Origin of the sequence: Curtobacterium sp. L1-20 (genome assembly GCF_048755855.1) — a bacterium.
Lineage (GTDB): Bacteria > Actinomycetota > Actinomycetes > Actinomycetales > Microbacteriaceae > Curtobacterium.
The window spans coordinates 781,832-806,407 of the sequence record NZ_CP151473.1; the positions used below are offsets into that span (position 1 = coordinate 781,832).

Genomic DNA, 24,576 nt, shown 5'->3' on the forward strand with positions numbered 1-24,576 from the left:
AGGGACAGCCTATGGTCTGTCGTGGAAGTTTCACCCTTGCCCTTGGTCCCGCGCATCGTCAGGCTCGTCTCCATGAAGCTCAGCCCCCGTTTCACCGCCGAGAACGGCCACCGGTTCTCGTTCGTCAAGTCCCCCGAGGTCGACGCCCCCGAGGCCCAGCGTGACCCCGCGGTCGCCGAGCGCGTCGCCGGCATGCTCGAGGAGATCGCCCGCGACGGCATCGACGCCGTCCGCCGGTACGCCCGCGACCTCGACGGCGCGGACGTCGTGGAGCTCTCCGCCGAGGAACTCGCCGCGACCGGTGACCGGCTGACCCCCGAACTCCGCGCGGCCATCGAACTCGGTGCGGCCCGCACCCAGCAGTTCGCCCGACTGCAGCGCGAGCACCTGACCGACTTCGAGGCCGAGCTCGTGCCGGGCCTCACCGTCGGGCAGCGGTACGTCCCGGTCGGCAGTGTCGGCGCGTACCTGCCGGCCGGGCGCTTCCCCCTCACCGCCAGTGCGTTCATGAGCGTCGGGGTCGCGAAGGCGGCCGGCGTCCCGACCGTGATCGCGTGCACGCCGCCCCAGCCCGACGGCGGGGTGAACGCCGCCGTCGCCTACGCCGCGTACGTCTCCGGCGTCGACCGGCTGTTCGTCGTCGGCGGTGTCCAGGCACTCGCCGCGATGGCGTACGGGCTCCTCGGCGACGCACCCGTCGACATGATCGTCGGTGCCGGCAACGCCTTCGTCGCCGAGGCCAAGCGGCAGCTCTTCGGCACCGTCGCGATCGACCTGCTCGCCGGCCCGTCCGAGGTCGCGGTCATCGCCGACGACACCGCCGACGCCGAACTCGTCGCCGCCGACCTGCTCGGGCAGGCCGAACACGGCCCGAACTCGCCCGCGGCCCTGGTCACCACGTCCCGTGCGCTCGCCGAGGCGGTGGTCGCCGAGGTCGACCGCCAGCTGCCCACCCTCTCCACGAACACCATCTGCGGACCCGCGTGGCGTGACTTCGGGTCCGTCGTCCTCGTCGAGGACCGCGCCGCCGCCGTGGCCGTGATGGACGAGTTCGCGCCGGAGCACCTCGAGGTGCAGACCGAGGACGACGCCTGGTTCCACGACCACCTGACGAACTACGGCTCGCTCTTCATCGGACCGTGGAGCACCGTGGCGTACTCCGACAAGGGCATGGCCGGGACGAACCACACCCTGCCGACGGCCGGCGGCGCGAAGCACAGCGCCGGCCTGTCCGTGTCGCGGTTCCTCAAGCCCCTGACCTACCAGCACATCGCCCGCGAGGCCACGCCCGAGCTCGCCGACGCCGTCGACGTCATCTCCGCGAGCGAGGGCATGTCCGCACACCGCGCCACGGCGACCCTCCGGACCGACCGACTCCACGGCACCACAACCCCCGACCCCGCACTCACGACCCGGAAGTGACCATGACCGCACCCGCACGTCGACGAGGACTCCTCGTCGCACTCCCCGTCATCGGACTCGTCTTCGCCCTGGCCGGCTGCTCCGCGCCCGGTGCCGGCAGCGCTGCGAAGGGCGCCGACCAGCCCGACATCACCGCGAAGGTGACGGCCGCCGACGTGAAGAAGGGCGGCGACACCACCCTCACCATGTGGGCGGACGTCGCCGAGAAGCCGCTCATGCAGAAGCTCGTCCCCGCCTACGAGAAGGCGTACCCGAACGTCGACGTCAAGATCACCTACAAGAGCTTCGACGACCTCACCGCGACCGTGGTGAACGCGGCGAACTCCTCGAACGCCCCCGACCTCTTCGAGGGCAACATCGGGTACGCGGTCGACGGCGCCCTCGTGAAGGGCGGCCTGGTCCGTCCGCTCGACGACGTCGCGAAGGTCTACGGGTGGACGTCGGGCACCGGCGCCTCGACGCTCGCCCCGGCCCGCTGGAACAAGGGCGGTACTGCCTTCGGCTCCGGCACCCTCTACGGCATGTCGCCGATCAGCGAGGTGCAGGGCATCTACTACAACAAGCAGAAGACCGAGGCCCTCGGGCTGCAGCCGCCGACGTCCATCGACGACCTCGAGGCGGACCTGGCGAAGGCGAAGGCCGCGGGGCAGCAGCCGCTCGTCCTCGGCAACTCCGACCAGTACGCGGCCACGCACGTCTTCTCCGACATCGCCGTGACGAAGCAGGCGCCGAAGGACATCGCCGCCTGGATCGGTGGCGAGAAGGGCAGCACCTTCGAGACGGCCGGCAACGCGGAAGCCGCACAGACCATGCGCGACTGGACCGAGAAGGGCTACTTCGGCACCGGGTACGACGGCCTGAGCAACGAGGACGCCATCGCGCGCTTCGCCAAGGGCACCGGGGTCTTCTTCGTCGGCGGCTCGTGGAACGGCGCCTCGCTCGACTCGAAGGGCTTCGGGCTCGCGCCGCTGACCTCCGGCGGTGTCGGTGCGACCGCGTCGCCGTGGCACATCAGCACGAAGTCGAAGAACCAGGACGCCGCCATCGCGTTCCTCGCGATGCTGCACTCCCCACAGACCGGGCAGTGGATCCTCGACACCGGGCGACTGCCGGTGGTCACCGACGGCGTGACGTCGAAGGACCCCCTGCAGGAGCAGACCCTCAGCGCCCTGAAGGCCACGATCGCCGCGGGGACCCAGGTCGGCTACTACGACTGGAGCACGACCGACATGCTGTCGAAGATGGGCGGCGCGCTGCAGGAGGTGATGGCCGGCAAGACGACCCCGAAGGCCTTCACCCAGACGGTCCAGCAGACCTGGGCGAAGGCGCACGGCTGACATGGCAGCCACCGTCTCCGAGCGGGAGGCCGTCCGGGCCGCACCTCGTGTGCGTCGTCCGGCGGCCTCCCGCCCCAGCTGGTCGTCACTGCTCTACGTGGCGCCCGCCCTCGCGTTCTTCGCGGTCTTCGTCGTCGTGCCGATCGTGCAGTCGGTCCGCATCTCGTTCTACGACTGGGACGGCATCAGCGTCGCGACCCCGGCCGGGTTCTCGAACTACGTCGCGGTCGTCACCGACCCCGACCTCCGCGAGGCGCTCGGGCACTCGCTCATCCTGCTCGTCTTCTACGCTGCCCTGCCGGTCCTCATCGGACTGCTGCTCGCCGGCGCGATGTCGCGCATCCGCATCCACGGCCTGACGACGCTGCGGGCCGTGCTCTTCCTGCCGCAGGTCCTCTCGAGCGTGGTCGTCGCGGTCGCCTGGCGCGGCATCCTCGCCGACGACGGGCCCGTGAACAGCGCCCTGCGTGCCGTCGGCCTCGGCGGACTCACCCACACGTGGCTCGGTGACTTCGGCACGGCGCTGCCCTCCATCGGCCTCATCGGGACCTGGGTGGAGTACGGGCTCTGCATGGTCCTGTTCCTCGCCGGCATCGCCACGATCGACCGCTCCCTGTACGAGGCGGCCCGGCTCGACGGTGCCGGGGCGATCCGCGAGTTCACCGCGATCACCCTGCCGGCGCTGCGTCCCCAGATCTCGATCGCGCTCATCCTCACGATCACCTTCGCGCTCCGGAACTTCGACCTGATCTGGAACACGACGCGCGGCGGCCCCGGTACTTCGACGACCGTGCCGAGCGTCTTCGTCTACCAGGACGCCTTCCAGGACCGCGCGCTCGGGCAGGCGTCCGCGCTCGCCGTGGTGCTGACCGTCCTCATCCTCGTCGTGGTCGGCGTCGTGCAGCTCGCGCTCCGCGAACGACCGGAACGCCGATCGGGCAAGGGGGTCCGCGCATGAGGGTCGCCCGGTCCGAGAGCGCGCTCACGCACGCCGTCCTCATCATCGCGGCGCTCGTCGCGGCGTTCCCGCTCGCGTCAGTCATCGTCACCTCCCTCGGCGGGGACGGCGGCGCCGCGGGCAGCACCACCGGTTTCGGCAACTACGTCGAGGCCTGGACGGAGGGCGGCTTCGGCTCCGCGCTGTTCTCCAGCGCCGTCGTCGCGATCACCGTCGTGGTGGTCACCGCCGTCGTCGCCTGCCTCGCCGGGTACGCACTCGCGCACATGCGGGTGCCCGGCGGCCGGCTCATCCTCGGGCTGTTGCTCGTCGGGCTCGTCCTGCCGTACGAGGTCACCGTGCTGCCGCTCTACCAGATGCTCGCCGGGTGGGGCCTCGTCGACACCTACGGGGCCCTGATCCTCCCGCAGGTCGGCCTGTCGGTCCCGCTCGGCGTCTTCTGGATGCGCTCGTTCTTCGCCTCCGTGCCGACGGAGCTCCTCGAGGCGGCGCGCATCGACGGGGCGTCCCGGTTCCGCATCCTGCGGAGCGTCCTCATGCCCGTCGCCATGCCGGCCGTCGCGACGCTCGCCACGATCCTGTTCCTGTTCACCTGGAACGAGTTCCTGCTCGCGCTCGTGCTCGTCCCGCAGAACCAGGCCGTGCAGACCGCGCCGCTGTCGCTGTCGTTCTTCTCCGGGGCGCAGCACGGTGCCCAGCCGGACGTCACCGCAGCGGCGGCCGTCCTCGTCGCGCTGCCGATCGTGATCGCCTACGTCGTCCTGCAGCGACGACTCATCACGGGCCTCACCGAGGGGGCGGTCAAGTGAGCGGGGTCGCCCGCGTCCGCTGCGACCAGCTCGCGCCCGCCCTCGGGGACGTGGCGGCGAACGTCGAGGGCATCGTCGCCGCCGTCGGGCGCGCGCTCGACGACGGCGTCGACGTCCTCGTGCTGCCGGAGCTCGCGACGAGCGGGTACGTGTTCCGCGACCGCACCGAGGCGGCAGCGGCGGCCATCACCACCGAGCACGCGCTGTTCCGCCGGGTGACCGAGCGGCTGCACGGCACCACGACGGTGGTGGTCCTCGGCTTCTGCGAGCGCGACGGGGATGTCCTCCGCAACAGCGTCGCGGTGGTCGACGCCTCCGGGGTGCGTTCTGTGTACCGGAAGACGCACCTGTGGGACCGGGAGGCGCTCGTCTTCGAGCCCGGCGACGACGCGCCGCCCGTCGTCACGACCGCCCACGGCAGGATCGGGGTGCTCGTCTGCTACGACATGGAGTTCCCGGAGATGCCCCGCATGCTCGCCCTGGCCGGTGCCGACCTCGTCGCCGTCCCGACGAACTGGCCGGTTGGCGCCCACCCCGAGCGCGACCGGGTCGCCGAGGTCATCGCGGCGCAGGCCGCGGCGCGTGGCAACGGCGTGTTCGTCGCGTGCTGCGACCGAGCGGGGACCGAGCGCGGCCAGGACTGGAACGAGGCGAGCGTCATCGTCGACCAGTTCGGTTGGGTCGTCGCCGAGGCGCCACGGGGGACCGGGGCGACCACGGTCACCGCCGACGTCTTCCCCACGCTCGCCCGCGACAAGTCGACCAGCCCCCACAACGACTGGCTGCGCGACCGCCGCCCCACGATCTACGCACGAGAGGTGCCCCAGGCATGACCCACGACGACCACGAGTGGTGGCGGACCGCCGTCATATACCAGGTGTACCCGCGCTCCTTCGCGGACGCCGACGGCGACGGAACTGGCGACCTCCGCGGGATCACCGCGCGGCTCGAGCACGTCGCCGACCTCGGGGCCGACGCGATCTGGTTGTCGCCCTTCTACCCGTCCCCGCAGGCGGACGGCGGCTACGACGTCGCCGACTACCGCGACGTGGACCCCCGCTACGGGGACCTGCAGGACGCCGACGACCTCCTCGAGCGGGCGCACACGCTCGGCCTGCGCGTCGTCGTCGACCTCGTCCCCAACCACTGCTCCGACCAGCACACGCTGTTCCGCCGGGCGCTCGCCGCGCCTCCCGGCAGCCCGGAACGGGCCCTCTTCCACTTCCGCGACGGAGGCGGACCCGGCGGCGACGAGCCGCCCAACGACTGGGAGTCGATGTTCCAGGGGCCGGCGTGGACGCGGGTCACCGAGGCCGACGGCACCCCGGGTCAGTGGTACCTGCACCTGTTCGCCCCGGAACAGCCGGACTGGAACTGGGACGACCGGCGCGTCCACGACGAGTTCGAGACGACCCTGCGGTTCTGGCTCGACCGCGGCGTGGACGGCTTCCGCGTCGACGTCTGCGACGCCATCGTGAAGGCCCCTGGGCTGCCGGACTGGCCGCACGCGACCCACGGCGTGGTCGAACCCGTCGACGGCGTCATGCCGCCGATGTGGGACCAGGAGGGCATCCACGACGTGTTCCGGGCCTGGCGGCGGATCCTCGACGAGTACGAGGGTCCCCGGATCCTCTGCGCCGAGGCGTGGCTGCCGCCGGAGCGCGCGGCCCGGATCGTCCGGCCGGACGAGATGCACCAGGCGTTCAACTTCGCGTACCTGTCGCTGCCGTGGGACGCCGCGGCGATCCGCGACACCGTCGACACCAGCCTCGCCGCGAACACCGCCGTCGGGGCGCCCACCACCTGGGTGCTGTCGAACCACGACGTGATGCGGCACGCCAGCCGGTTCGGGTACGACGGGCCGGTCGAGCTGGAGTCCGGCGTCGGCGTCGACGACCCGCAGCCGGACCGGGCCCTCGGCCTGCGGCGGGCGCGTGCGGCGACCCTGGTCATGCTCGGCCTGCCGGGGTCGGCGTACCTGTACCAGGGCGAGGAACTCGGCCTGCCCGAGGTGACGACGCTGCCCGACGACGTCCGGCAGGACCCGGTCTGGGAGCGGTCGGGCCACCGGACCCGGGGCCGCGACGGCTGCCGGGTGCCCCTGCCGTGGACCGCGGACGGCCCCTCGTTCGGCTTCGGTGCCTCCGCCGACACGTGGCTGCCGCAGCCGGAGGACTTCGGCACGTTCGCGGTGGCCGAGCAGACGGGCGACCCGGCGTCCACGCTGGAGCTCTACCGCGCCGCCCTCGCGTTCCGTGCTTCGAGCGGACTCGCCGCCGGCGAGCTCCGGTGGCTGGAGGAGCGCGGGACCGCGGACGCCGGGCTGCTGGCGTGGACGACCGGTCCGGTGACCGTGGTGGCGAACACCGGGACCGCCCCGGTGGCGCTGCCGGCCGGCACGATCGTGCTCCGGTCCGTGCCGGACGCGGTGACGGAGGGGATGCTGGCGCCGGATGCGGCGGTGTGGATCCGCGCGTGACAGCGCAGGTCGAGGTGGTCCGCGCGTGACGGCGGGGGCCACCCCGACGGCCGGTCCGGCCGACAGGAGCACGACGTCGGGGCCAGGATGGTCGACATGACGGATGACGACGAGATGATCCACCCGGAGGTGCCGCCGAGCGGCGACGGATGCGTCGAGTGCGACGCGACGGGGTCGTGGTGGGTGCACCTGCGCCGCTGCGCCGCCTGCGGCCACGTCGGCTGCTGCGACGACTCCCTGCTCACGCACGCCACCCGGCACTGGGAGGAGACCGGCCACGCGGTCATCCAGAGCTACGAACCCGGCGAGACCTGGGCGTGGGACTACCGCGACGACACCCGGTTCGAGGGGCTGGAACTCGCCGCTCCGACGAGCCACCCCGTGGACCAGGCAGTCCCCGGGCCGGCGGACCGCCTCCCCGGGGACTGGTTGGAACTGCTCGGCGGCTCACGCTGACCCGGTCGGGGCAGCGGGGACCGCTCGCGCGCTACGCCGAGACGCCGACCTCGTCGCGGTGCGGGAGCTTCCAGCCCGGACGCACGAAGTGGCAGGTGTACCCGGCGGGGTACTTCTCGAGGTAGTCCTGGTGCTCCTCCTCGGCCTCCCAGAAGTCGCCCGCGGGCTCGACCTCGGTGACGACCTTGCCGGGCCAGATGCCGGACGCGTCGACGTCGGCGATGGTGTCGAGGGCGACCTGGCGCTGCTCGTCGTTCGTGAAGAAGATCGCCGAGCGGTAGCTGCGGCCGACGTCGTTGCCCTGGCGGTCCTTCGTCGACGGGTCGTGGATCTGGAAGAAGAACTCGAGCAGGTCGCGGTACGAGATCTGCGACGGGTCGAAGACGATCTCGACGGACTCGGCGTGGTCGCCGTGGTTCCGGTAGGTCGCGTTCGGGGTGTCCCCGCCGGAGTAGCCGACGCGGGTGCTGATCACGCCGGGACGGCGACGGAGGAGCTGCTGCGCTCCCCAGAAGCACCCGCCGGCGAGGATGGCGGTTTCGGTGGTGGTCATGGTGGCCTCCTTGGGGTCGTGCCGCTGGCTGTGGCACCGTCCGGTGCAACCAGCGACGGCGGTGTCCTGTTCCCGACGTCGGACGGGAGGCGCGGTGCGGGCCCGCACCGCGCCTCCCGTCCGCCGTCCGGTCGCGTCAGTCGGTGGTGTCCTGCAGCGCGTCCAGCGCGGCCACGTCCTCCGCCGACAGGACGAAGTCCACGTCGGCGTTCTCGGCGATGCGCGCCGGGGTCGTCGACTTCGGCAGCGGCAGCACGTCCTTCTCGAGCAGGTAGCGGATCGCGACCTGGGCGACGCTCTTGTCGTACGTCGCCGCGATGTCGCGGATCGCGGCGTTCTCGAGCAGGCCGCCGGTGGCGAGCGGCGAGTAGCCCTCGGTCAGGATGTCGTGCTCGCGGTCGAAGGCGGTCGTCTCGTCCTGGGTGTTGCCGATGAACCAGCGGATCTGGTTCGCGTGCGGGACGACGTCCGTGCGGCCGAGCAGGTCCTCGAGGTCGGCGACCGTGAAGTTCGAGACGCCGATGCTCTTCGTGCGGCCGGCGTCGTAGAGCTCCTCGAAGACCTTCCACACCTCGACGTTGCCGTCGCGGTGGTCGGAGCCCATGTCGCTCCACGGCCACGGGGCGTGGATCAGGTACAGGTCGACGGCACCGAGGTCGAGGTTGCCGGTCGAGGTCTCGAAGGCCTCACGGGCGCCGGCCGCGGTCTTGATCTCGGCGGGCAGCTTCGTGGTGATGAAGACCTCGTCGCGGGGGACGCCGCTGTCGCGGACGGCCTCGCCGACGCTGGCCTCGTTGCCGTAGGCGAGCGCGGTGTCGATGTGGCGGTAGCCGAGGTCGAGTGCGGTCTTGGTGGCGTCGTAGGCGTCGCTGCCGGACGGGATCTGCCACGTGCCGAACCCGATCTTCGGGATGTGCAGGCCGTTGGACAGGGTGAACGTGTCGATGAGAGCGGGCATGATCCGCACAGTACGCCTCGCGCACTCGGCGACATCGGGGCGCGCGAGCGTCATCGGGATCGCCTACCATTCGAACACACGTTCGAATGAGGAGGTCGAGATGGTGCTCACGCACGAGGTCGCCACGGTGTGGTGGGAACAGGGCGTGCCGGACCGGATGGTGTGGCGCGAGCGGCGGTGGCGGGTGTCCGACACCCCGACGCGGCTGACGGCGACGGCGGAGTTCCTGCCGTCGGCGATGACGCACGCACCGGAGCGCACCGTGGGGTGGCGGTTCCAGGTGAGCGCGGGGGACGAGGCCGTGGTCGTCGACATCACGCCGGACGGGGACGGCTGGGTGGTCGCGCGCACCTGGCGCTGACGCGCTGCTGCCCGGCGCGTCGTCGTCGCTCGCCCGTCGGCGACCGAGGGGTCAGGGCAGGACGTCGCCCGCCGAGCCGTAGAGTCCGGTCGCCAGCTCGTCGAGCACTCCGAGCAGGTCACCGCCGTGGGCGCCGTCGACCCGGCGCAGCACGGCCGCGTACCGCTCCCGGTAGTCCTCGACCACGGCGTCGCCCGCGGGCAGGAGCCGCAGCAGGGACCCGCGCCGGTCGTTCGGGTTCGGTGCGCGCTCGAGGAGCTCGGCGCTCGTCATCCGGTCGATCATGTTCGTGACGGCTCCGGACGTGAGCCCGAGGAACCCGGCGACCTCGGTCGGCGAGGAGTACCCGGTGTCGCTCACGAGCACGAGGGCGCGCAGGGCGTTCTCGTGGATGCCGGCGCGTGCGCTGAGCTGTCGCACGAGGCTCGCGTTCGCGCGGACGACGGCGTCGAACGCCGTCAACATGTCCGCCGCGTCGGGCTGCCCGGTCACGGTCACGGATGGTCCTCTTCCAGTCGGGTTCTGGCGTGCCCCTCGCACTGGGGTCAGTATACGAGTGGTCAACTTGGTCAAGCATTAACTATCTTAATCATTGAAGCAAGTGAGCCCGAGTCTCTTGCTCGACCAACCACCGAACTCCCTGACCGAAGAGGTACCCCGTGTCCAAGCTCCGCACCTCCGCACTGAAGCGGATCCGTTTCGCCCCCGTCGCGCTCCTCGCGGGCATCTTCGCGGCCGTCCTGCTCTCCCTCTCGCTGACCGGCACCCTCTCCGGGTTCGCGGCGAGCATCACCAACAGCAGCAACACCGCCGCCAGCGGCACGCTGATCATGCAGGAGCAGAACGCCGGCGCCTCGGTCACCTGCCTCAGCACGGACGGCGGCTCGGTCTCCACCAACTCGGCGACCTGCTCGACCATCAACAAGTTCGGCGGCAGCACGACGATGACCCCGGGCAACACGGTCAACACCGCGATCTCGATCAAGAACACCGGCACCTCGAACGCCGCGACCTTCACGCTCACCCCGGGCGCGACCTGCACCCAGTCGGCGAACGGCTCGATCAACGGCACCGCCACCGACCTCTGCGCGAAGATGAACCTCGTCATCACCTCCGGCGCCACCACCGTGTTCAACGGCACGCTCGCCAGCTTCAAGGGCGCCGCTGCCTCGGCCTTCACCATGCCCGCCGCCCCCGCCGCCGGTGCCAGCGTCCCGTTCAACTTCGCCGTGACGCTCGACCCCTCGGCCGGCAACACCTACCAGGGCCTCGCCGCCTCGGTGCCGATGACCTGGACCTTCACGGCCTAGTCGCCCCTGACCGGCGACGCTCGACCGACCCCCTTCCGGCCGAGCGTCGCCACCTCCCACCCCCACACCCCACCCCACCTCGATCCCAGGAGCGGAGCAGCAGATGAGCCAGACCGCAGCGATCCCGCTCAGCGGCACGCTCGACCGACCGTTGCTCGGCGGGCACACCGCCACCCGCTTCGAGACGCTCCTCGCCTGGTCCGTCGCCGTGGTCGCGGCCGTCCTGCTCACCGCCGCCGTGCTGTTCCTGTCCGCCGGTGGTCGCTGGTTCGTCGTCGAGACCCCGTCGATGGGCCAGGCCGCCCCGGTCGGCACGCTCGTCCTCGACCTCCCCGTGGACGTCTCGACCCTGCACGTCGGCGACGTGGTCTCCTTCGAGACCGCCGCCAACCACGGGGTCGTCTACACCCACCGCATCATCGACATCGACGCCGACGGCGGCCTGCACACCCGCGGGGACATCAACGGGGCCACCGACCCGTGGACCCTCACGCAGGAGAACGTCATCGGGACCCCGGCGCTGCTCGTGCCGCACCTCGGCTGGCTGTTCCGCGCCGCCCCGCTCCTGCTCATCGGCACCCTGGTCATCTGGACGCTCACCAGCGTCTTCACCGACCGGGTCACCCGCACCTGCCTCCGCATCGCGGGCGGTGCGCTCACCACGTCGTACGCCGCGTTCGTCCTCAAGCCGTTCGTCAACGTGACCACCATCACGAACACGTCGAGCCCGTCCGGCGTCGAGGCCACGATCGTCTCCTCCGGCATGTTCCCGGTCCGCGTCGAGGCGAAGGGCGCCGAGAGCGTGCACCTCGTCGACGGCGAGGTGGGCCGCATGGTCATCCACGAACTCACGAAGAACGGCCACTACCAGTTGACCTCGAACATCGACCTCGGCCCGGCCGGGTGGGCGCTGCTGATCGCGGCGTGCCTGGTCCCGCTCGTGCTCTGCCTGTCCGTCGGTCGGGTCGAGGCGGTGCGTCCCTCGTGAGGATCCAGCGCCTCCGCGACGGCCGCGTGATCGCCCTCGTGCTCGTCGTCGGCCTCGTCGTCGTCGCACTCCTCAACGCCTTCTCGCCCACCCGCTCCGCCTACAGCGCCGTCATCGCGAACTCGAACGACACCGCCGGGACCGCGGCGTACTTCACCTGCACCACGGCGGTCGGCGCGGACACCGCGAACGCGCTCTTCGCCTACCGTCTGACGGAGGCATCCGGGGCGACCACGGCCGCCGACTGGTCCGGCAAGGGGCAGAACGGCGCGTACCAGGGCTCGATGACGGCGACCACCCCGAGCCCGAACGCCTGCCCGCGTGACGCCGGCAGCTCCTACGTCCTGAACGGTTCGACGAGCTTCGTCTCCACGCCGAAGTCGTACGCCAACCCGACCACGTTCAGCGAAGAGGTCTGGTTCAGGACCACCGTGGCCGGCGGCATGCTCATCGGCTTCGGCGGCAGCCAGGTCGGCACCTCCGGCCAGCACGACCGTCAGGTGTACCTCAACACCGCCGGGCAGCTCGTGTTCGGCACCTACAACGGCACCACGCAGGTCGTCACCTCGCCGAAGACCTACACGGACGGCGCCTGGCACCACGTCGCGGCGACGATGTCGGCGGCGACCGGGATGCGGCTCTACGTCGACGGGACCCTGGTGGCGTCGAACGCCGCGTTCACGGCGCCGGAGAACTACACGGGCTACTTCCGCGTCGGGTACGACACCGTCTCCGGGTGGCCGGGCCAGCCGTCGAACTTCTACTTCACCGGCTCGATGCGGTACGCGGCGGTGTACAGCACCGTGCTGTCCGCGACGCAGGTCGCGAACCACGCGGCGGCCGGTCGCTGACCGCGGCCCGGTGACGGACGGGAGGCGCGGTGCCGGCCGGCACCGCGCCTCCCGTCCGTCCGTGGTCGCGTCGGGACGCTACGCGACCGCGATCTCGTTCGGGACGCCGGGCAGTTCGTCGCTGGAGGCGACGACCTTCCCCGTCGTGAGGTCCACCGCGTGGACCCGCTGCTCGGCGGGGTCGGTCACGTAGGCGACGTCGCCGGCGACCTCGAGTGCCGGGTGCGCGTCCTGCCACTCGGCCGGACCCTCCCACGCGTCGATCACCGGGAACGAGTCGAGCCGCTCGCCGGTGGTCTCGTCGAAGGTGTGCAGCGCGCCGTCCGACCCGAGCACGACGGCCTCGTCACCGGGGCCGCGGCCGAGGTCGCGGAAGGTGAAGCCGACGCCCTCGGGCATGTCCGCGACGGTGTACTTCCCCGAGGCGGCGTCGATCAGGGCGATCTGGTCGAGCAGGTAGCCCTCGCTGTCGGGGTCGTCGTTGTAGTCACCCACTGCGACGGGCGACGTCGGGGTGGTGAACAGGTTGCCGGTGCGGCCGTACTCGGTCGGTGCGTCGATCTTCTCGAAGGACCCGTCGTCGTAGACCAGCGCGCCGTCCGTGCAGCCGAACACCGCGACCTCGCCCGAGACCGCGCCCTCGCCGTGGACGTCGGGGCAGGCCTCGGACCGGGCGAGCTCCTCGCCGTCGGCGTCGAGCGCGCGGACGCCGGAGCGGCGCTCCTCGGTGCCGACGGTCGTGAGGAGCGTGCCGTCCTCGAGCTCGATCGCCACCCCGTGGTGCGCGGCCGCGGACCGGGTCGTGCTGGTCTCCGGCAGGTCGTCGCCGTCCAGCTCGGTGTTGTCGAACGTCGTCACGTCTCCGGTCCCGTCCGCGAACAGCGCCGTCCGGTCGCCGTGCACGACGGCGTGCCCCCCGGTGTCCGCGGGGAAGACGGCGTCGGTCAGCGCCGGATCGGTCGCGGTGTCGAGCACCCGGAACCCGTCCGGGACGGTCACGAGCACGTGCCGTCCGTCGCCTGCCGGGTTCACCCGGGTGAAGCCGTCGATCGCGTCGTCGGACACCACCCGCAGGTCCCCGTCGAGCACGAGCAGGCCGCCGTCGTGGGTCAGCGTGATCCGGGTGGCACCGGCGGCCGTCGGGGTCGCGGTGCGCTCGGTCCCGTCCGCCGCCGGGTCGGTGGCGCACCCGGTCAGCGCGAGGGCGGCGGACGCGAACAGTGCGGCGGGCACTGCGGCCCGGAGGGTCTTCTTCGTCGTGGTCATGCTCGAAACTGTATTGATTATCATTCTCAACTACCAGTCGACAGGCCGTCGACGATCGACGCCGTGTTGGCCCGCATCATCCCGAGGTAGGTCGAGGCGTCACCATCGGCCGTCAGGGACTCGGTCGCCAGGGGCCGGATCGCCACGTGCACGTCGCCCTCCTCGGCCAGCACCTCGGCCAGGCGCGCGGGGTGCGACGCGTCCGCGAAGATCGTCGGCACGCCGGCCTCGTCGATCGCCTCCGCGAGGTCCCGGAGGTCCGCGGCGCTCGGCGAGGCGAGCGTCGTGCCGCTCGGGATCACGGCACCCACCACCCGGAAGCCGTACCGGTCGGCGAGGTACCCGAACACGTGGTGGTTCGTGACCAGGGCGCGTCGGTCGGCCGGGATCGCCGCGAAGGCGGACGCCATGTGCGCGTCGAGGTCCTCGAGCTGCCCGGCGTACGCGTCCGCACCCGCGGGATCGATCCCGGCGGAGCGGAGCGCGTCCTCGAGTGCGGCGACGACGTCGATCATCCGCCCGGGGTCGGTCCACAGGTGCGGGTCGGGGCCGCTGTCGTCCGCCGTCGTCCACTCCAGCGCGTCGACGGCGTCCCCGGCGGAGAACACCGGCACGCCGTCCTCGGCCGCGGCGGCGACGTGTCGCGCGACGCCCTCCTCGAGGCCCAGCCCGTTCTCCACCACCAGGTCGGCGGTGCGGAGTCGCGCGGCCTCCTTCGCCGAGACCTCGAACGAGTGGGGGTCGGCGCCCGGCGGCATGAGGACCATCACGTCGGCGGCCTCCCCGACCACCTCGTCGACGACGTCGCCCAGGATGTTCGTCGTGACGGCCACGAGCGGGCGCTCCGGGGCCGCGGTCGAGCACGCGGTGGTGCCGGTCGCGACCGCGGCGAGGACGAGGGCGGCGGCGACCGAGCGTGCCGCCCGCCGGGGACGCGCGCTCACAGCCCGACCTCCGCGAAGGCCACCGGTGCGACCGGCAGCTCGATCGTCCGGGCGACACGGGCGTCGTCCGCGAAGTCGATCTCGTGCACGACACCGCTCGCCGGGTCGGCGACGTAGGCGCGCTGCGCGTCGAGCTGCAGGAGCGGGGCGGACCCCGGCTCGACCAGCGGCTCGGTGGTCGCGACGTCGCCACCGGACGCACGTGCCACGACGACGCGTCCTCGGTCGTCCACGCCGACGACGTGCCCGTCCGGGTCGTCCACGGCGACGACCGCCCGGAGGGGTCGCTCGGTTGGTAGGTGCTGCCACGCCAGCTCGCGGGCGTCGAGCAACCACGCTCCGCCGTCCCCGGCGGTGCCGGCCACCGTCGGGCGACCGGCACGCGCGGCGAACGACGTCGGGCGCTCGGCGTCGTCGGGCAGCGGCACGAACGTGGCGGCACCGTCCCCGCTGACGACGACCGCACCGTCCGCGCACCCGACGACGGCCCCGGCCCGGGTGACGATCCCCCCGGCGGGCGCGGTGCACGGTGTCTCCTCGGGCGCGGGGGACCGGTCCGGCTCAGCTGCGTCGAGCACACGGACGGCGTCTCCCGACGCGGCGACGAGGTGGTCCCCGAGGGGCAGCAGGACCGCGGCGTCGACCGTGGCGGTCCGCTCCACGTCGCCCCGGCCGAGGGCCTGGCGGTCGAGTGCGACGGCCGTGCCCCGGTCCGGCCAGGCGATGGTCGTCGTGCGCTCCGACGAGTGCACGTCGACCGGGCCGCCGCCGTCCACCGTCCCGACGACGCGGGCGCGGGCTGCGTAGTAGTGCGTGTGGTCGCCGTGGTCGACGGTCCACGCGCCGCCGTCGACGATCGTCGTCCGGTCCGCGTCGCTCGTGACGAGGAAGCGGCCGTCGGTCGCCGCGTGGTCCGGCGCGTCGACCGCGTCGAGTCGCGTGGACTCCGCGGTGAGCAGGTCGTGCAGCGCCGTCTCGCCGGTCGCCGAGACGGCCAGGAGGCGCAGCTGCGGTTCCGGGGCCTCGCTCGCCCCCGCCACGAAGCCGTGTGGGCGCGCGGCGGGTGTCGTGCGGTCGGCTCCCGGTGCCGGGGTGGTCGAGCAGGCGGCCACGGCGGCGGCGAGTCCGACGGCGAGGCCGAGCGCGGTCAGGGTCCGCGCGGGTGCACGGGTGGTCGGTGCGTTCATGGTCCCTCTCGTGGTGGTGCATCGGTTCGGACGGGTGACGGTGCCGGGGCAGCCGGCGGGGGTGGCGGGGGTGGCGGGGACACGGTCCGGCGGGCGGGCGACCGGACGACGACCGCGACTGCGCGGGACACCACGACGCTCGCGACCGCGACGGCGGCGATGCTCGCGCCGGCCGCCGTGCCGAGGTGCCACGAGACGAGCAGTCCGCTCGTCACCGCCGCGACGCCGATCGCGCCGCCGACGAGCATCGTGGAGGTCACGTGGCGGGTCCACGCGCGGGCCGCGGCGGCCGGCGCGAGCAGGAGTCCGACGACGAGGAGCGTGCCGACCGCGCGGTAGGACGCGACGACCGCCAGGGTCACCAGTGCGACGAGGACGACCTCGGCCAGGCGCGGTCGGAGTCCGAGGGTGGTGGCCTTCCGGACGTCGAACGCCGCCGCCGTGAACGAGCGGTGGAAGACCGTCGCCGTGGCGAGTGCGACCACCACGGCGGTCCCGAGGCCGACGAGGTCGGACCGCGTCACGGCGAGGACGTCGCCGAACAGGATCGCGGTGACGTCGGTGGCGAAGGACCGCGACGACGACACGACGATGACGCCGAGGGCCAGCATGCCGACGAACAGCAACCCGATCGAGCTGTCCCAGGACAACCCGCTCCGCCGCTTGAGCGCGCCGACGCCGAGGACCATGACGCCGGCACTGGCCGCGGCGCCGACGACCGCCGGGATCCCGGTGAGGCTCGCGACCGCGACGCCCGGGAGCATGCCGTGCGACAGGGCCTCACCGAGGAACGCCATGCCGCGGACGAGGACCCACGTCCCGACCACGGCGCACAGCACGGCCGCCAGGGCCCCTCCGGCGAGGGCGCGCGCCATGAAGTCGGCGGTGAAGGGGTCGGTCAGCCAGGTCACGGTCCGAGACGCTACATGAAAATGACTATCGATACTGATAGTGTCCTCAGGTGCCCGCTGCCCCACCCGCTGCTGCCCTCACGGCCTCCGACCTCGTCGTCCGGCGGGGCGGACGGACCGTGCTCGACGGGCTGAGCGCCACGTTCCCCGCCGGGGCCGTCACCGCGCTCACCGGACCCAACGGGTCGGGGAAGTCCACGCTGCTCGACGCGCTCGCCGGGGTGCTGGACCCGTCCGCCGGACGGGTGACGGGCCTCCCGGCGGATGGTGTGGCCTACGTCACGCAGGCCGTCCCACCGACGGTGCTGCCGCTCACCGTCCGCGCCACCGTCGCGATGGGGCGGTGGCGACGACGCCCGTGGTGGCGACCGCCCGGCCGCGACGACCGACGGATCGTCGACGCGCAGCTCGAGCGGATGGCGATCGGCGGACTGGCCGACCGGCCGCTCGAGGGGCTGTCGGGTGGTCAGCGGCAGCGCACGCTCGTCGCACTGGGCCTCGCGCAGGGGTCGCGGGTGGTGCTCGTGGACGAGCCGACCGCCGGCGTCGACCGGGACTCGGCGGCCCTGGTCGTCGCCGCCCTCGCGGCCGAGGCCGCTCGGGGCGTCGTCGTGGTCCACGCCGCGCACGACGCCGCGGCGATCGCGGCGGCGGACCGGGTGGTCACGCTGGCCTGAGGCTGTGACCGGTCGCCGGGGTTCAGGGGCAGGCGACGGCGACCGAGCCGGTCGCCGTCGTCTCGGCCGCGGCGGCGGGGGCGGCGGCGTTCGACCGCCGGAGCCCCATCGACACGAGGACGACCGCGCCGACCACGGCCACCGCGCCCGACAGCCAGAAGTCCGCGGCGAGTCCGAGCGACGACACCGCCGCGCCGCCGAGCACCGAGCCGGCAGCGATGGCGAGCTGGATCGTCGTGACGAACAGGGCCAGTCCGGTCTCCGACCCGGCGGGCGACGCGGTCGACATCCAGGTCTGCATGCCGAGCGGCAACGCGCCCCAGACGAGACCCCACACCACGAGCAGGACGAACACGCCGACGACCGAGTGCGCGAGGAGCGGGAGCGCCACCACGGCCGCCGCGAGCACGAACTTGGCCGAGCCGATGGTGCCGAGGACGCTGCGGCCGAGGGTGAACCCGGCGACGAAGTTGCCGACGATGCCTGCGATCCCGAACACCAGGAGCGCGATCGTGATCGTGTCCGGGCCGACACCGACGAGCTGCTGCAGGTACGGCGCGATGTAGGTGTAGGCGGCGAACTGCGCCGCGAAGAGGAACGCCGCGGCGATGAGGCCGACGCGGGCGCGGGGGACGCGGAGCAGCGACCCGAGCGTGGCGAACCGCACCTGCTGCAGTGCCGGGATCCGCGGGAGCATCGCGAGCTGCAGCACGAGCGCCACGAGTCCGAGCCCGCCGCCGATGACGAAGGCCAGGCGCCAGCTCGCCAGCGACGACACGAGCGCGCCGAGCGGGAGGCTCACCACGGTGGCCACCGAGACGCCCGCGGTGATGAGTGAGGTCGCCCGGATGACGACGTCGGACCGGACCAGCCGTCCGGCGATCCCGGCGCCGATCGCCCAGAACCCGCCGATGCCCACACCGAGCAGCATGCGCGCCACGAGCAGCACCCAGAACGCGGGTGCGGCCGCCGCGAGGCCGTCGGCGACGACGAGCAGGGCGGTGAGCGACACCAGCACGACGCGGCGGTCGACCCGCGAGGTCAGCACCGTGACGACGGGAGCGGCGACCGCGCCCACGAGCCCGGTGGCGACGACCATCAGCCCCGCGGTGCCGATGCCGACGTCGAGGTCGGCGGCGATCGCGGGGAGCAGGCCGATCGGCAGGAACTCGGACAGGACGAGGACGAACGATCCGAGTGCGACGGACGTGACACTGAGCCACCCGCGGCGCTCCGCTGACGAAGTCATGCGCTGCTCAAGCACCGGCGACCGCGGGCCATTCCCGTGCGACCCGCTGCGGCGGTGCCCGGTCGTCGTGGCGCCGGTGATGCCGCCGTTCGGGTTGGGCGGCATCACCGTGCCGAGGCCGGTCCGCCTAGGGTGCGGCCCGGCCTGCACGACGTCGCGGGCGTGCTCCACGAACCTATGCAGATCGTTATGTGGAGTCAAGTCTCCACATAAGGGGCGCGATTAGGGTCTTCTCATGTCCGCAGCCGAGCGAGCCCGCGCCGAGCGCGTCCGCGCCGAGCGGGTCGAGGTGCGCCGCAGCCGCGAGGCGATCCTGGTCGCGGCCGAGCAGCACTACGCGGCGCACGACGCCGACCCCACCATGGTCCAGCTCGCACAGCTGGCAGGGATCGGGACGGCGACGCTCTACCGGCGGTTCCCGAGCGTGGACGAGGTGGTCCGCGCACTGCACGACCGGCTCCTCGCCGAGTTCGAGCGCGTCGAGGCGGCCGTCGTGGCCCAGCAGACGGGGTGGGACGGGGTGGTCGCGCTCGTCACCACGATCATCGAGGTCCTGCAGGAGCACCCGGCGATCCCGCGGCTCAACCGCAAGATGGTCGCGCTCGACGACGACCAGCAGTTCAGCTCCCGGTGGGCGGACCGGCTCGACGCGTTGATCGCGAGCGCCCAGGCCGAGGGGGCCCTGCGCGCGGACGTGACGGCCAACGACGTGACGTTCGCGGCGTTCCGCCTCGGCAGCTACTCGAACCTGCCGCCGGGGGAAGCGGCGCGGATCATCGGCCGGCAGCTCGCCATCGTGCTCGACGGGCTGCGGGCCGACGGAGCGCGGAGCGCGTTACCGGGTGAGCCGATCCGGCCGGACGACCTGCACCGCGTGTTCCGCTACGAGGTGGCACACCCGGTCGAGTAGCGAGCGGGGGTGCGCCGCCGTCCGGCGTGCGTCAGTAGGTCCTGGGCCACTCGGTCGTCAGGTACGCCTCGACGGCGCGGTTGCGGAACGAGTACGGCTTGCCGCGGGAGATGATCCCGCGCACGGTGTCGAGTCGCTGCGAGAACGGTCCGACCTGGGCGGCGAGCGTCAGGCCCATCCTCGCCGCGATCTTCGTCGCGGTCCGTTCCGCGGGGGCGAGTGCGGCCATCGCAGTCACGAACTCCTCCTCGCGCGGCGGCAGGCGGTTCAGGATGCGTTCGACGTGCGCCGACGCCTCGCCCTCCGCACCACGCCAGCCGCGGATCGCCTCGTCCTCGGAGATGGTCGAGGCGTTCCCGGCGTTCCACGCTCGCTGACCGGCGAGCTGGAACAGGAACGGCTCACCGCAGCACAGGGCGACGATCGCATCGACGGCCTCCTGGTCCATCCGGACCCGACCGACGCCGCCTTCGTCGTCCGCGACCTCCCACCCTGCGATCACGAACGGTTGCAGTGCTGCGCGGAGGTCGTCCTCGTCGATGGCAGCGAGCACCGTGGTGGCGAACCGCCTGGCGAACGTCGCCCCCTTCCTCGATCCGGCCATGTCCTCGAAGTCGGGCAGGCCGGTGAGGTAGACGGCGATGGGGAGGTGGCGCTCGACGTGTGCTCCGCCGGGCGCCTCGACCTTGACCGCATGGGAGAGCGCGTCGCCGAGCGCGATCAGCAGCTGGGACAGGGCGGCTTCGTCTGCGATGTTCTGCACCTCGTCGATGTGGATGAAGACGACGTTGCCCTGTCGGATCGCAGCCTCGCCGAGCTCGACGAGGAGTTCGAAGAGGGCGCGGTGGGGCTCGGGTCCGTCTGCTCCGCGGACCGTCACGGACCACCCGGCCACCGCGATCTGCTCCACGCGACCGATCAGGTCGACGATCCGTCGCTGGGTCGACCCCCGGAGTCCTGCCTGGTCGGCGAGTTCCACCACGGCGCGGGCGACCAGCTTGAGCGGGTCCGCGCCGGCCGGGACCCGGAGCTGCGGGGTGACCCAGTCGCCGGCAGCCGTCGCTTCCCGTGCGATCTTCCTGACGAGGCTCGACTTGCCGGTGCCGGGTTCCCCGAGGATCGTCCGACCACGCTCGTAGCCGCCGTTGCGCAGCCTCGGCCGGAGGACGTCGCGCCAGTCGCTGAGTTGCGCGACCCGCCCTGCCCAGACGTCCGGGATGATGTCGGATCCGGGCTGGAAGGGGTTCTGAACGGGAGTCCTCACGCTGTAAACATTAACAAGGCTTCATCCCGTTGTTAATGTTATCGGCGCCGGACTCGACCTCGTCGCCCGACCCAGGACCGGTCAGGCGTCCAGCGCCGCCCGGGCTGCCGCGACGACCTCCGCGTCGGTGACGAAGTGCGCCGACCCGTCGTCCGCCCCGCCCATCGGGACCCCCGCGTGCGCGCTGTCGGCAGCCGGCCGCTTCGCGGAGAGGTGCACGGCGGCCACGCCGGTCGCCACGAGGGCCGGGACGTCCGCGGGGATGACCCCGGCGCCCGCCATGACCTGCACGGGACCGGCGGCCTCGACCATGCGGGCGATCGTCGCGGCGCCGGTGAGGGCCGTGGGGGCCGCGCCCGAGGTCAGGACGCGGGTGAACCCGAGGTCGGCGAGCGTGGCGGCGGCCGCGACCGGGTCGGCCGCGTGGTCGATCGCCCGGTGCAGGGTGACCTCGGCCGTTGCGCTCACCGACCGCGCCGCGTCGACGAACCGACGGAGGGCGTCCGCGTCGAGGGAGCCGTCCGCACGCAGAGCGCCGACGACGACGCCGGCGGCCCCGGAGCGGAGGACCGCACGGACCTCACGTTCCATCAGCGCGACCTCGTCGCGGTCGTGCACGAACCCGCCGGGACGGCACCGCACGAGCGCGTGCGCCGGGATGCCGGTCTCGTGCGTCGTCTCGACGAGCGCCTGCGACGGCGTGAGCCCGCCGAGTTCGAGGCCGACGCAGAGCTCGACCCGGTCGGCACCGCCGTCCCGCGCGACGACCGCGCCGGTGGGGGAGGTGACGGCGATCTCGAGACGGACGGCGGTCTGGGTCATGCAGTGGCTCCGAGCGGTTCGTTGGAGGCGGGGATGATCCGGGCACGCAGGTCCGGCGCCGCCGGGAAGACTCGATCGTAGGGGAACATCGGCCGCTCGATCCTGTGGTGGCCGAGCCGCTCGAGGTCCTGGTCGACGCCGCCCGGCGTGAGGGCGAGCATCCAGTCCGCCGACATGGCGAAGAGCTCCGGTTCGAGGTACCCGATCTTCACCACGACGATGTCCGCCTCCCGCGGCGCGAGGTCGAGGTCGGTGAAGTCGTGCTCGTGGTGGTACGGCTTCCGGAGGGTCGTGAGGATCGCGAACACGCTGCCGACCTGCAGCACGACCTCGGTCTCGGCGTCGCGGTCGCCGTGCTTCACGGCGTGCACCCGGCCGGTCATGGTGATCGGCCCGGCGTGCACGTCGTCGACCTCGGCCCCGGCGGTGACGGTGACGGTCGCGCCGACGCCGGCCTCGACGGCGGCCGCGACCGCGGCGGGACCGGGGACGCTGGCGTAGATGACGACCGGGCCGGACGGGTCCTGGAACTCCGGGCGGGCGAGCACCTGGGTCAGGCCCCACGTCATGTCGCCGGAACCGCCCGCGGTCGGGTTGTCGCCCGAGTCCGAGACGAAGTACGGCCGCGCGGCACCGGGGGCGAGCGCGGCGGCGAGGCACTCGTCGAACGAGCCCGTGGGGGCGACGAACTCGAAGTCCTCCCGCGCGTCCCAGAACGCGGAGGCGAGCCGTTCGGCGCCCGCCGCGACCGCGTCTGCGTCCCAACCGGTCACGACCGTGACGGCCCGGTCGCGCGGCTGGTCCGCCCAGGCGTAGCCGACCCAGATCGCGGCGTCGAGGACCCCGTCGGTCGCCTCGACCGCCGGCACCTGCGCGTAGAGGGACCTCGCCGGCTCGATCCGCGTGGAGGTCTGCTCGCCGGGCAGCAGCACCGGGATCGGGATCCAGGCCTTGACCGGACGCTGCGACCCGACGGGCCGCGTGGCCAGCACGTCGATCAGGTTGCGGACGGCGCGCTCCTTCGTCTCGAGGGCGTCCTCGTGCGGCGCCATCCGGTAGCAGGTGACGAGGTCCACCTGGTGGGCGAGCTCCGCGGTGACGTTGCCGTGCAGGTCCATCGACGCGGAGACGATGACGTCCGGGCCGATCACCGCGCGGATCCGACCGAGCAGGTCCGACTCGGCGTCGTCCAGTCCCTCGACGACCATGGCGCCGTGGATGTCGTACCAGAGACCGTCCACGTGCGAGCTCGCGACGATGTCGGTGAGCCGCTCGACGATCTCCGACGCGAGCGACTCGTACGCGTCCCGCGTCACGATCCCGCCCGGCAGCGCGTGCCCGGTGAGCGCGCCACGGAAGTCCGCCTGCGCGGCGAGCGGTCCGAGGAAGTCGTAGCGGGCCACGACCTCGTCGCCGCGGTCCGGGTGGAACGCCGGGGCGAGGGTCCGCGTGGGCGTGAAGGTCGAGGTCTCGACGGCGAGGCCGGCGATCGCGATGACGGGTCGGCGGGTCGCGGTGGTGGGGGACACGTGGTCAGGCACGGACACTCCTGTTCCTGGTGGCGGGCTGGGGGACGGGCGCGGAGCGCTCCTCGAGCGAGACGGCGAGGCTCCGCTGCAGCGCGGACTGACCGGCACCGACGAGCCCGGCGTCGGCGCCGAGCGACACCGGCTCGATGGCGAGGTGCTGGGTCATGAGCGGGTGGCAGCTCTCGTACAGCTGGCTGCGCACGGCCGCGATGAACGGGTCGAGGGTGGAGAGGATGCCGCCGAGGTACACGGCGTCGGGGTTGAAGAAGTTGACGTTCGCGGCGAGGACCTCACCGAGGTACCGGCCGGCCAGCCGGACCGCCCGGGTCGTCTCGGGGTGCGCGTCCGAGGCGAGCCGGACGACGTCGGCCGTGCTGGACACGTCGACGCCGGCGGAGGACAGGATCCGCACGAGGGCGGCCCCGGAGGCCACCGTCTCGAGGCACCCGGTGTTGCCGCACGAGCACGGGGTGTCCCCGGCGGCGTCGATGCGGACGTGCGTGATGTCACCGGCGGCACCCGTGGCCCCGCGGTACAGCCGACCGTCGATGACGATGCCCGCGCCGATGGCGGACCCCGCCTTGATGGTGATGGTCTGCCGCCGGCCCGGGTCCTGCACGGTCTGCTCGCCCGCCGCCATGCAGTTGGCGTCGTTGTCGACGATCGCCGGCAGCCCGAAGCGCTCGGAGAGCCACGCGGCCACCGGGAACCCGTTCCACCCCGGCATCCGGCTCGGCAGGTCGACGACGCCCGCCTCGACGTCGACGGGCCCCGGGAGGCTGAGGCCGACGCCGCGGAGACCGTCACGGCCGTGGTCGTCGGCGAGCCGCTCGAGCAGGTCGGCCAACCGCCGGAGCCCGGCGGTCGGACCGTCGGAGAGCGCGAACGGGACGTTCGCGACCGACTCCAGCGCGCCTCCCGGCAGCACGATGCCGATGCGCGCGTGGCCGCCACCGACGTCCGCGGCGACCGCGTACTCGTCGACGCCGCCGAGGCGGAGCACCTTGCGCGGGCGCCCTCCCGTGGAGACGTCGGTGCCCTCCTCCGCGAGCAGCCCGTGGGCCAGGAGCTGCGCGACGACGTGGGAGACGGTCGACGGCGCGGCACCCAGGAGGGCGGCGATCTCGGTCCGGCTCGTGGCCTGCCCGGACGCGACGAGTTCGAGGACGCGAGCACTGAGGTCCGGCACGACTTTCTCCAATCCGGACGGAAGGGGACCGGAGGACCCGATCTGCGGCGAGCCTAGGGGCAGGCCGGGCCGGTCGACCCTTTCGCCCGATCCGCAGTAACGCAGTTTTTACATGGAGATGTTTGTTTTTCCAATGCGTTTGGCCA

The 24,576-nt window shown here is 72.6% G+C and carries 25 protein-coding genes; 13 read left to right on the top strand and 12 right to left on the bottom strand.

What is annotated here, in order from left to right:
- The first annotated feature begins 72 nt into the window (after positions 1-72).
- The 7 genes from hisD (at position 73) to AAEP86_RS05250 (ending at position 7,461) form a co-directional block, all read left to right on the top strand.
- Entirely contained in the window at positions 73-1,422 is a 1,350-nt protein-coding gene (gene hisD, locus AAEP86_RS05220; RefSeq protein WP_420369477.1) for a histidinol dehydrogenase, read from the top strand.
- 2 nt (positions 1,423-1,424) lie between these two features.
- Complete coding sequence (locus tag AAEP86_RS05225; RefSeq protein WP_420369478.1) at positions 1,425-2,759, top strand: ABC transporter substrate-binding protein; 1,335 nt, start codon at positions 1,425-1,427, stop codon at positions 2,757-2,759.
- A 1-nt stretch (position 2,760) separates the two neighbouring features.
- The gene (locus AAEP86_RS05230; protein ID WP_420369479.1) at positions 2,761-3,717 is read left to right on the top strand and encodes a carbohydrate ABC transporter permease; all 957 of its coding nucleotides are present in this window, start codon (positions 2,761-2,763) and stop codon (positions 3,715-3,717) included.
- Positions 3,714-4,526, top strand: a complete 813-nt coding sequence (locus AAEP86_RS05235) for a carbohydrate ABC transporter permease (RefSeq protein WP_420369480.1) — start codon at positions 3,714-3,716, stop codon at positions 4,524-4,526. Before AAEP86_RS05230 ends, AAEP86_RS05235 begins: the two co-directional genes overlap by 4 nt.
- A complete protein-coding gene (locus tag AAEP86_RS05240; RefSeq protein ID WP_420369481.1) occupies positions 4,523-5,359 on the top strand; it encodes a nitrilase-related carbon-nitrogen hydrolase in 837 nt (278 codons plus the stop codon). The genes AAEP86_RS05235 and AAEP86_RS05240 overlap by 4 nt, the downstream gene beginning before the upstream one ends.
- A complete protein-coding gene (locus AAEP86_RS05245; RefSeq protein ID WP_420369482.1) occupies positions 5,356-7,005 on the top strand; it encodes a glycoside hydrolase family 13 protein in 1,650 nt (549 codons plus the stop codon). The genes AAEP86_RS05240 and AAEP86_RS05245 overlap by 4 nt, the downstream gene beginning before the upstream one ends.
- A gap of 96 nt (positions 7,006-7,101) precedes the next feature.
- Positions 7,102-7,461 carry a UBP-type zinc finger domain-containing protein gene (locus AAEP86_RS05250; protein WP_420369483.1) on the top strand — a complete coding sequence of 120 codons (360 nt, stop codon included), beginning with the start codon at positions 7,102-7,104 and terminating at the stop codon, positions 7,459-7,461.
- Positions 7,462-7,492: 31 nt separating this feature from the next.
- Here AAEP86_RS05250 and msrA read toward each other — a convergent pair whose 3' ends face one another.
- Both msrA and AAEP86_RS05260 read right to left on the bottom strand, forming a co-directional pair.
- Entirely contained in the window at positions 7,493-8,014 is a 522-nt protein-coding gene (gene msrA / locus AAEP86_RS05255) for a peptide-methionine (S)-S-oxide reductase MsrA (protein ID WP_420369484.1), read from the bottom strand.
- A 136-nt stretch (positions 8,015-8,150) separates the two neighbouring features.
- Positions 8,151-8,972, bottom strand: a complete 822-nt coding sequence (locus AAEP86_RS05260) for an aldo/keto reductase (RefSeq protein ID WP_420369485.1) — start codon at positions 8,970-8,972, stop codon at positions 8,151-8,153.
- 100 nt (positions 8,973-9,072) lie between these two features.
- Here AAEP86_RS05260 and AAEP86_RS05265 point away from each other — a divergent pair, with 100 nt between their 5' ends.
- On the top strand, positions 9,073-9,333 hold the full coding sequence (locus AAEP86_RS05265) for a hypothetical protein (protein WP_420369486.1): 261 nt from the start codon (positions 9,073-9,075) through the stop codon (positions 9,331-9,333).
- A 51-nt stretch (positions 9,334-9,384) separates the two neighbouring features.
- On the opposite strand, the gene AAEP86_RS05270 is transcribed toward AAEP86_RS05265, so the two are convergent.
- On the bottom strand, positions 9,385-9,825 hold the full coding sequence (locus AAEP86_RS05270; RefSeq protein WP_420369487.1) for a MarR family winged helix-turn-helix transcriptional regulator: 441 nt from the start codon (positions 9,823-9,825) through the stop codon (positions 9,385-9,387).
- A gap of 167 nt (positions 9,826-9,992) precedes the next feature.
- Between AAEP86_RS05270 and AAEP86_RS05275 the strand changes: the two genes are divergently transcribed.
- From AAEP86_RS05275 to AAEP86_RS05285, 3 genes are all read left to right on the top strand, one after another.
- A complete protein-coding gene (locus tag AAEP86_RS05275) occupies positions 9,993-10,643 on the top strand; it encodes a hypothetical protein (protein WP_420369488.1) in 651 nt (216 codons plus the stop codon).
- Positions 10,644-10,746: 103 nt separating this feature from the next.
- Positions 10,747-11,631, top strand: a complete 885-nt coding sequence (locus tag AAEP86_RS05280; protein ID WP_420369489.1) for a S26 family signal peptidase — start codon at positions 10,747-10,749, stop codon at positions 11,629-11,631.
- Positions 11,628-12,482: a LamG domain-containing protein gene (locus tag AAEP86_RS05285; protein WP_420369490.1), complete on the top strand. Its 855-nt coding sequence runs from the start codon at positions 11,628-11,630 to the stop codon at positions 12,480-12,482. Before AAEP86_RS05280 ends, AAEP86_RS05285 begins: the two co-directional genes overlap by 4 nt.
- Before the next feature lie 78 nt (positions 12,483-12,560).
- Here the strand turns inward: AAEP86_RS05285 and AAEP86_RS05290 are convergent, their stop codons facing one another.
- The 4 genes from AAEP86_RS05290 to aztB are packed head-to-tail and all read right to left on the bottom strand — an operon-like array spanning position 12,561 to position 16,790.
- Positions 12,561-13,748, bottom strand: a complete 1,188-nt coding sequence (locus AAEP86_RS05290; protein WP_420369491.1) for a hypothetical protein — start codon at positions 13,746-13,748, stop codon at positions 12,561-12,563.
- Between the two features lie 26 nt (positions 13,749-13,774).
- Positions 13,775-14,692: a metal ABC transporter solute-binding protein, Zn/Mn family gene (locus AAEP86_RS05295; RefSeq protein WP_420369492.1), complete on the bottom strand. Its 918-nt coding sequence runs from the start codon at positions 14,690-14,692 to the stop codon at positions 13,775-13,777.
- Positions 14,689-15,879 (bottom strand): ABC transporter, encoded by a 1,191-nt coding sequence (locus tag AAEP86_RS05300; RefSeq protein WP_420369493.1) that lies wholly within the window; start codon positions 15,877-15,879, stop codon positions 14,689-14,691. The genes AAEP86_RS05295 and AAEP86_RS05300 overlap by 4 nt, the downstream gene beginning before the upstream one ends.
- Positions 15,876-16,790, bottom strand: a complete 915-nt coding sequence (gene aztB / locus AAEP86_RS05305) for a zinc ABC transporter permease AztB (RefSeq protein WP_420369494.1) — start codon at positions 16,788-16,790, stop codon at positions 15,876-15,878. The genes AAEP86_RS05300 and aztB overlap by 4 nt, the downstream gene beginning before the upstream one ends.
- Positions 16,791-16,840: 50 nt before the next feature.
- Here aztB and AAEP86_RS05310 point away from each other — a divergent pair, with 50 nt between their 5' ends.
- Complete coding sequence (locus tag AAEP86_RS05310; RefSeq protein ID WP_420369495.1) at positions 16,841-17,467, top strand: ATP-binding cassette domain-containing protein; 627 nt, start codon at positions 16,841-16,843, stop codon at positions 17,465-17,467.
- Positions 17,468-17,489: 22 nt separating this feature from the next.
- Here AAEP86_RS05310 and AAEP86_RS05315 read toward each other — a convergent pair whose 3' ends face one another.
- Positions 17,490-18,887: an MFS transporter gene (locus tag AAEP86_RS05315; protein WP_420369496.1), complete on the bottom strand. Its 1,398-nt coding sequence runs from the start codon at positions 18,885-18,887 to the stop codon at positions 17,490-17,492.
- A 64-nt stretch (positions 18,888-18,951) separates the two neighbouring features.
- Between AAEP86_RS05315 and AAEP86_RS05320 the strand changes: the two genes are divergently transcribed.
- Complete coding sequence (locus AAEP86_RS05320) at positions 18,952-19,626, top strand: TetR/AcrR family transcriptional regulator (RefSeq protein WP_420369497.1); 675 nt, start codon at positions 18,952-18,954, stop codon at positions 19,624-19,626.
- Positions 19,627-19,657: 31 nt separating this feature from the next.
- Here the strand turns inward: AAEP86_RS05320 and AAEP86_RS05325 are convergent, their stop codons facing one another.
- The 4 genes from AAEP86_RS05325 to AAEP86_RS05340 all read right to left on the bottom strand — a co-directional run bounded on the left by AAEP86_RS05325 (position 19,658) and on the right by AAEP86_RS05340 (position 24,430).
- Entirely contained in the window at positions 19,658-20,890 is a 1,233-nt protein-coding gene (locus AAEP86_RS05325; RefSeq protein ID WP_420369498.1) for an ATP-binding protein, read from the bottom strand.
- 81 nt (positions 20,891-20,971) lie between these two features.
- Positions 20,972-21,712, bottom strand: coding sequence for a copper homeostasis protein CutC (locus AAEP86_RS05330; protein WP_420369499.1), 741 nt, complete (start codon positions 21,710-21,712; stop codon positions 20,972-20,974).
- Positions 21,709-23,253 carry a M81 family metallopeptidase gene (locus AAEP86_RS05335; protein ID WP_420369500.1) on the bottom strand — a complete coding sequence of 515 codons (1,545 nt, stop codon included), beginning with the start codon at positions 23,251-23,253 and terminating at the stop codon, positions 21,709-21,711. Before AAEP86_RS05335 ends, AAEP86_RS05330 begins: the two co-directional genes overlap by 4 nt.
- Entirely contained in the window at positions 23,246-24,430 is a 1,185-nt protein-coding gene (locus AAEP86_RS05340) for an ROK family protein (protein ID WP_420369501.1), read from the bottom strand. Before AAEP86_RS05340 ends, AAEP86_RS05335 begins: the two co-directional genes overlap by 8 nt.
- Between the last annotated feature and the right edge of the window lie 146 nt (positions 24,431-24,576).

Excerpts from the sequence above, each read along its gene's own strand:
- hisD (WP_420369477.1), top strand. The coding sequence starts at position 73 with ATGAAGCTCAGCCCCCGTTTCACCGCCGAGAACGGCCACCGGTTCTCG.
- AAEP86_RS05225 (WP_420369478.1), top strand. The coding sequence starts at position 1,425 with ATGACCGCACCCGCACGTCGACGAGGACTCCTCGTCGCACTCCCCGTC.
- AAEP86_RS05230 (WP_420369479.1), top strand. The coding sequence starts at position 2,761 with ATGGCAGCCACCGTCTCCGAGCGGGAGGCCGTCCGGGCCGCACCTCGT.
- AAEP86_RS05235 (WP_420369480.1), top strand. The coding sequence starts at position 3,714 with ATGAGGGTCGCCCGGTCCGAGAGCGCGCTCACGCACGCCGTCCTCATC.
- AAEP86_RS05245 (WP_420369482.1), top strand. The coding sequence starts at position 5,356 with ATGACCCACGACGACCACGAGTGGTGGCGGACCGCCGTCATATACCAG.
- AAEP86_RS05250 (WP_420369483.1), top strand. The coding sequence starts at position 7,102 with ATGACGGATGACGACGAGATGATCCACCCGGAGGTGCCGCCGAGCGGC.
- msrA (WP_420369484.1), bottom strand. The coding sequence starts at position 8,014 with ATGACCACCACCGAAACCGCCATCCTCGCCGGCGGGTGCTTCTGGGGA.
- AAEP86_RS05260 (WP_420369485.1), bottom strand. The coding sequence starts at position 8,972 with ATGCCCGCTCTCATCGACACGTTCACCCTGTCCAACGGCCTGCACATC.
- AAEP86_RS05265 (WP_420369486.1), top strand. The coding sequence starts at position 9,073 with ATGGTGCTCACGCACGAGGTCGCCACGGTGTGGTGGGAACAGGGCGTG.
- AAEP86_RS05280 (WP_420369489.1), top strand. The coding sequence starts at position 10,747 with ATGAGCCAGACCGCAGCGATCCCGCTCAGCGGCACGCTCGACCGACCG.
- AAEP86_RS05290 (WP_420369491.1), bottom strand. The coding sequence starts at position 13,748 with ATGACCACGACGAAGAAGACCCTCCGGGCCGCAGTGCCCGCCGCACTG.
- AAEP86_RS05300 (WP_420369493.1), bottom strand. The coding sequence starts at position 15,879 with ATGAACGCACCGACCACCCGTGCACCCGCGCGGACCCTGACCGCGCTC.
- AAEP86_RS05320 (WP_420369497.1), top strand. The coding sequence starts at position 18,952 with ATGTCCGCAGCCGAGCGAGCCCGCGCCGAGCGCGTCCGCGCCGAGCGG.
- AAEP86_RS05330 (WP_420369499.1), bottom strand. The coding sequence starts at position 21,712 with ATGACCCAGACCGCCGTCCGTCTCGAGATCGCCGTCACCTCCCCCACC.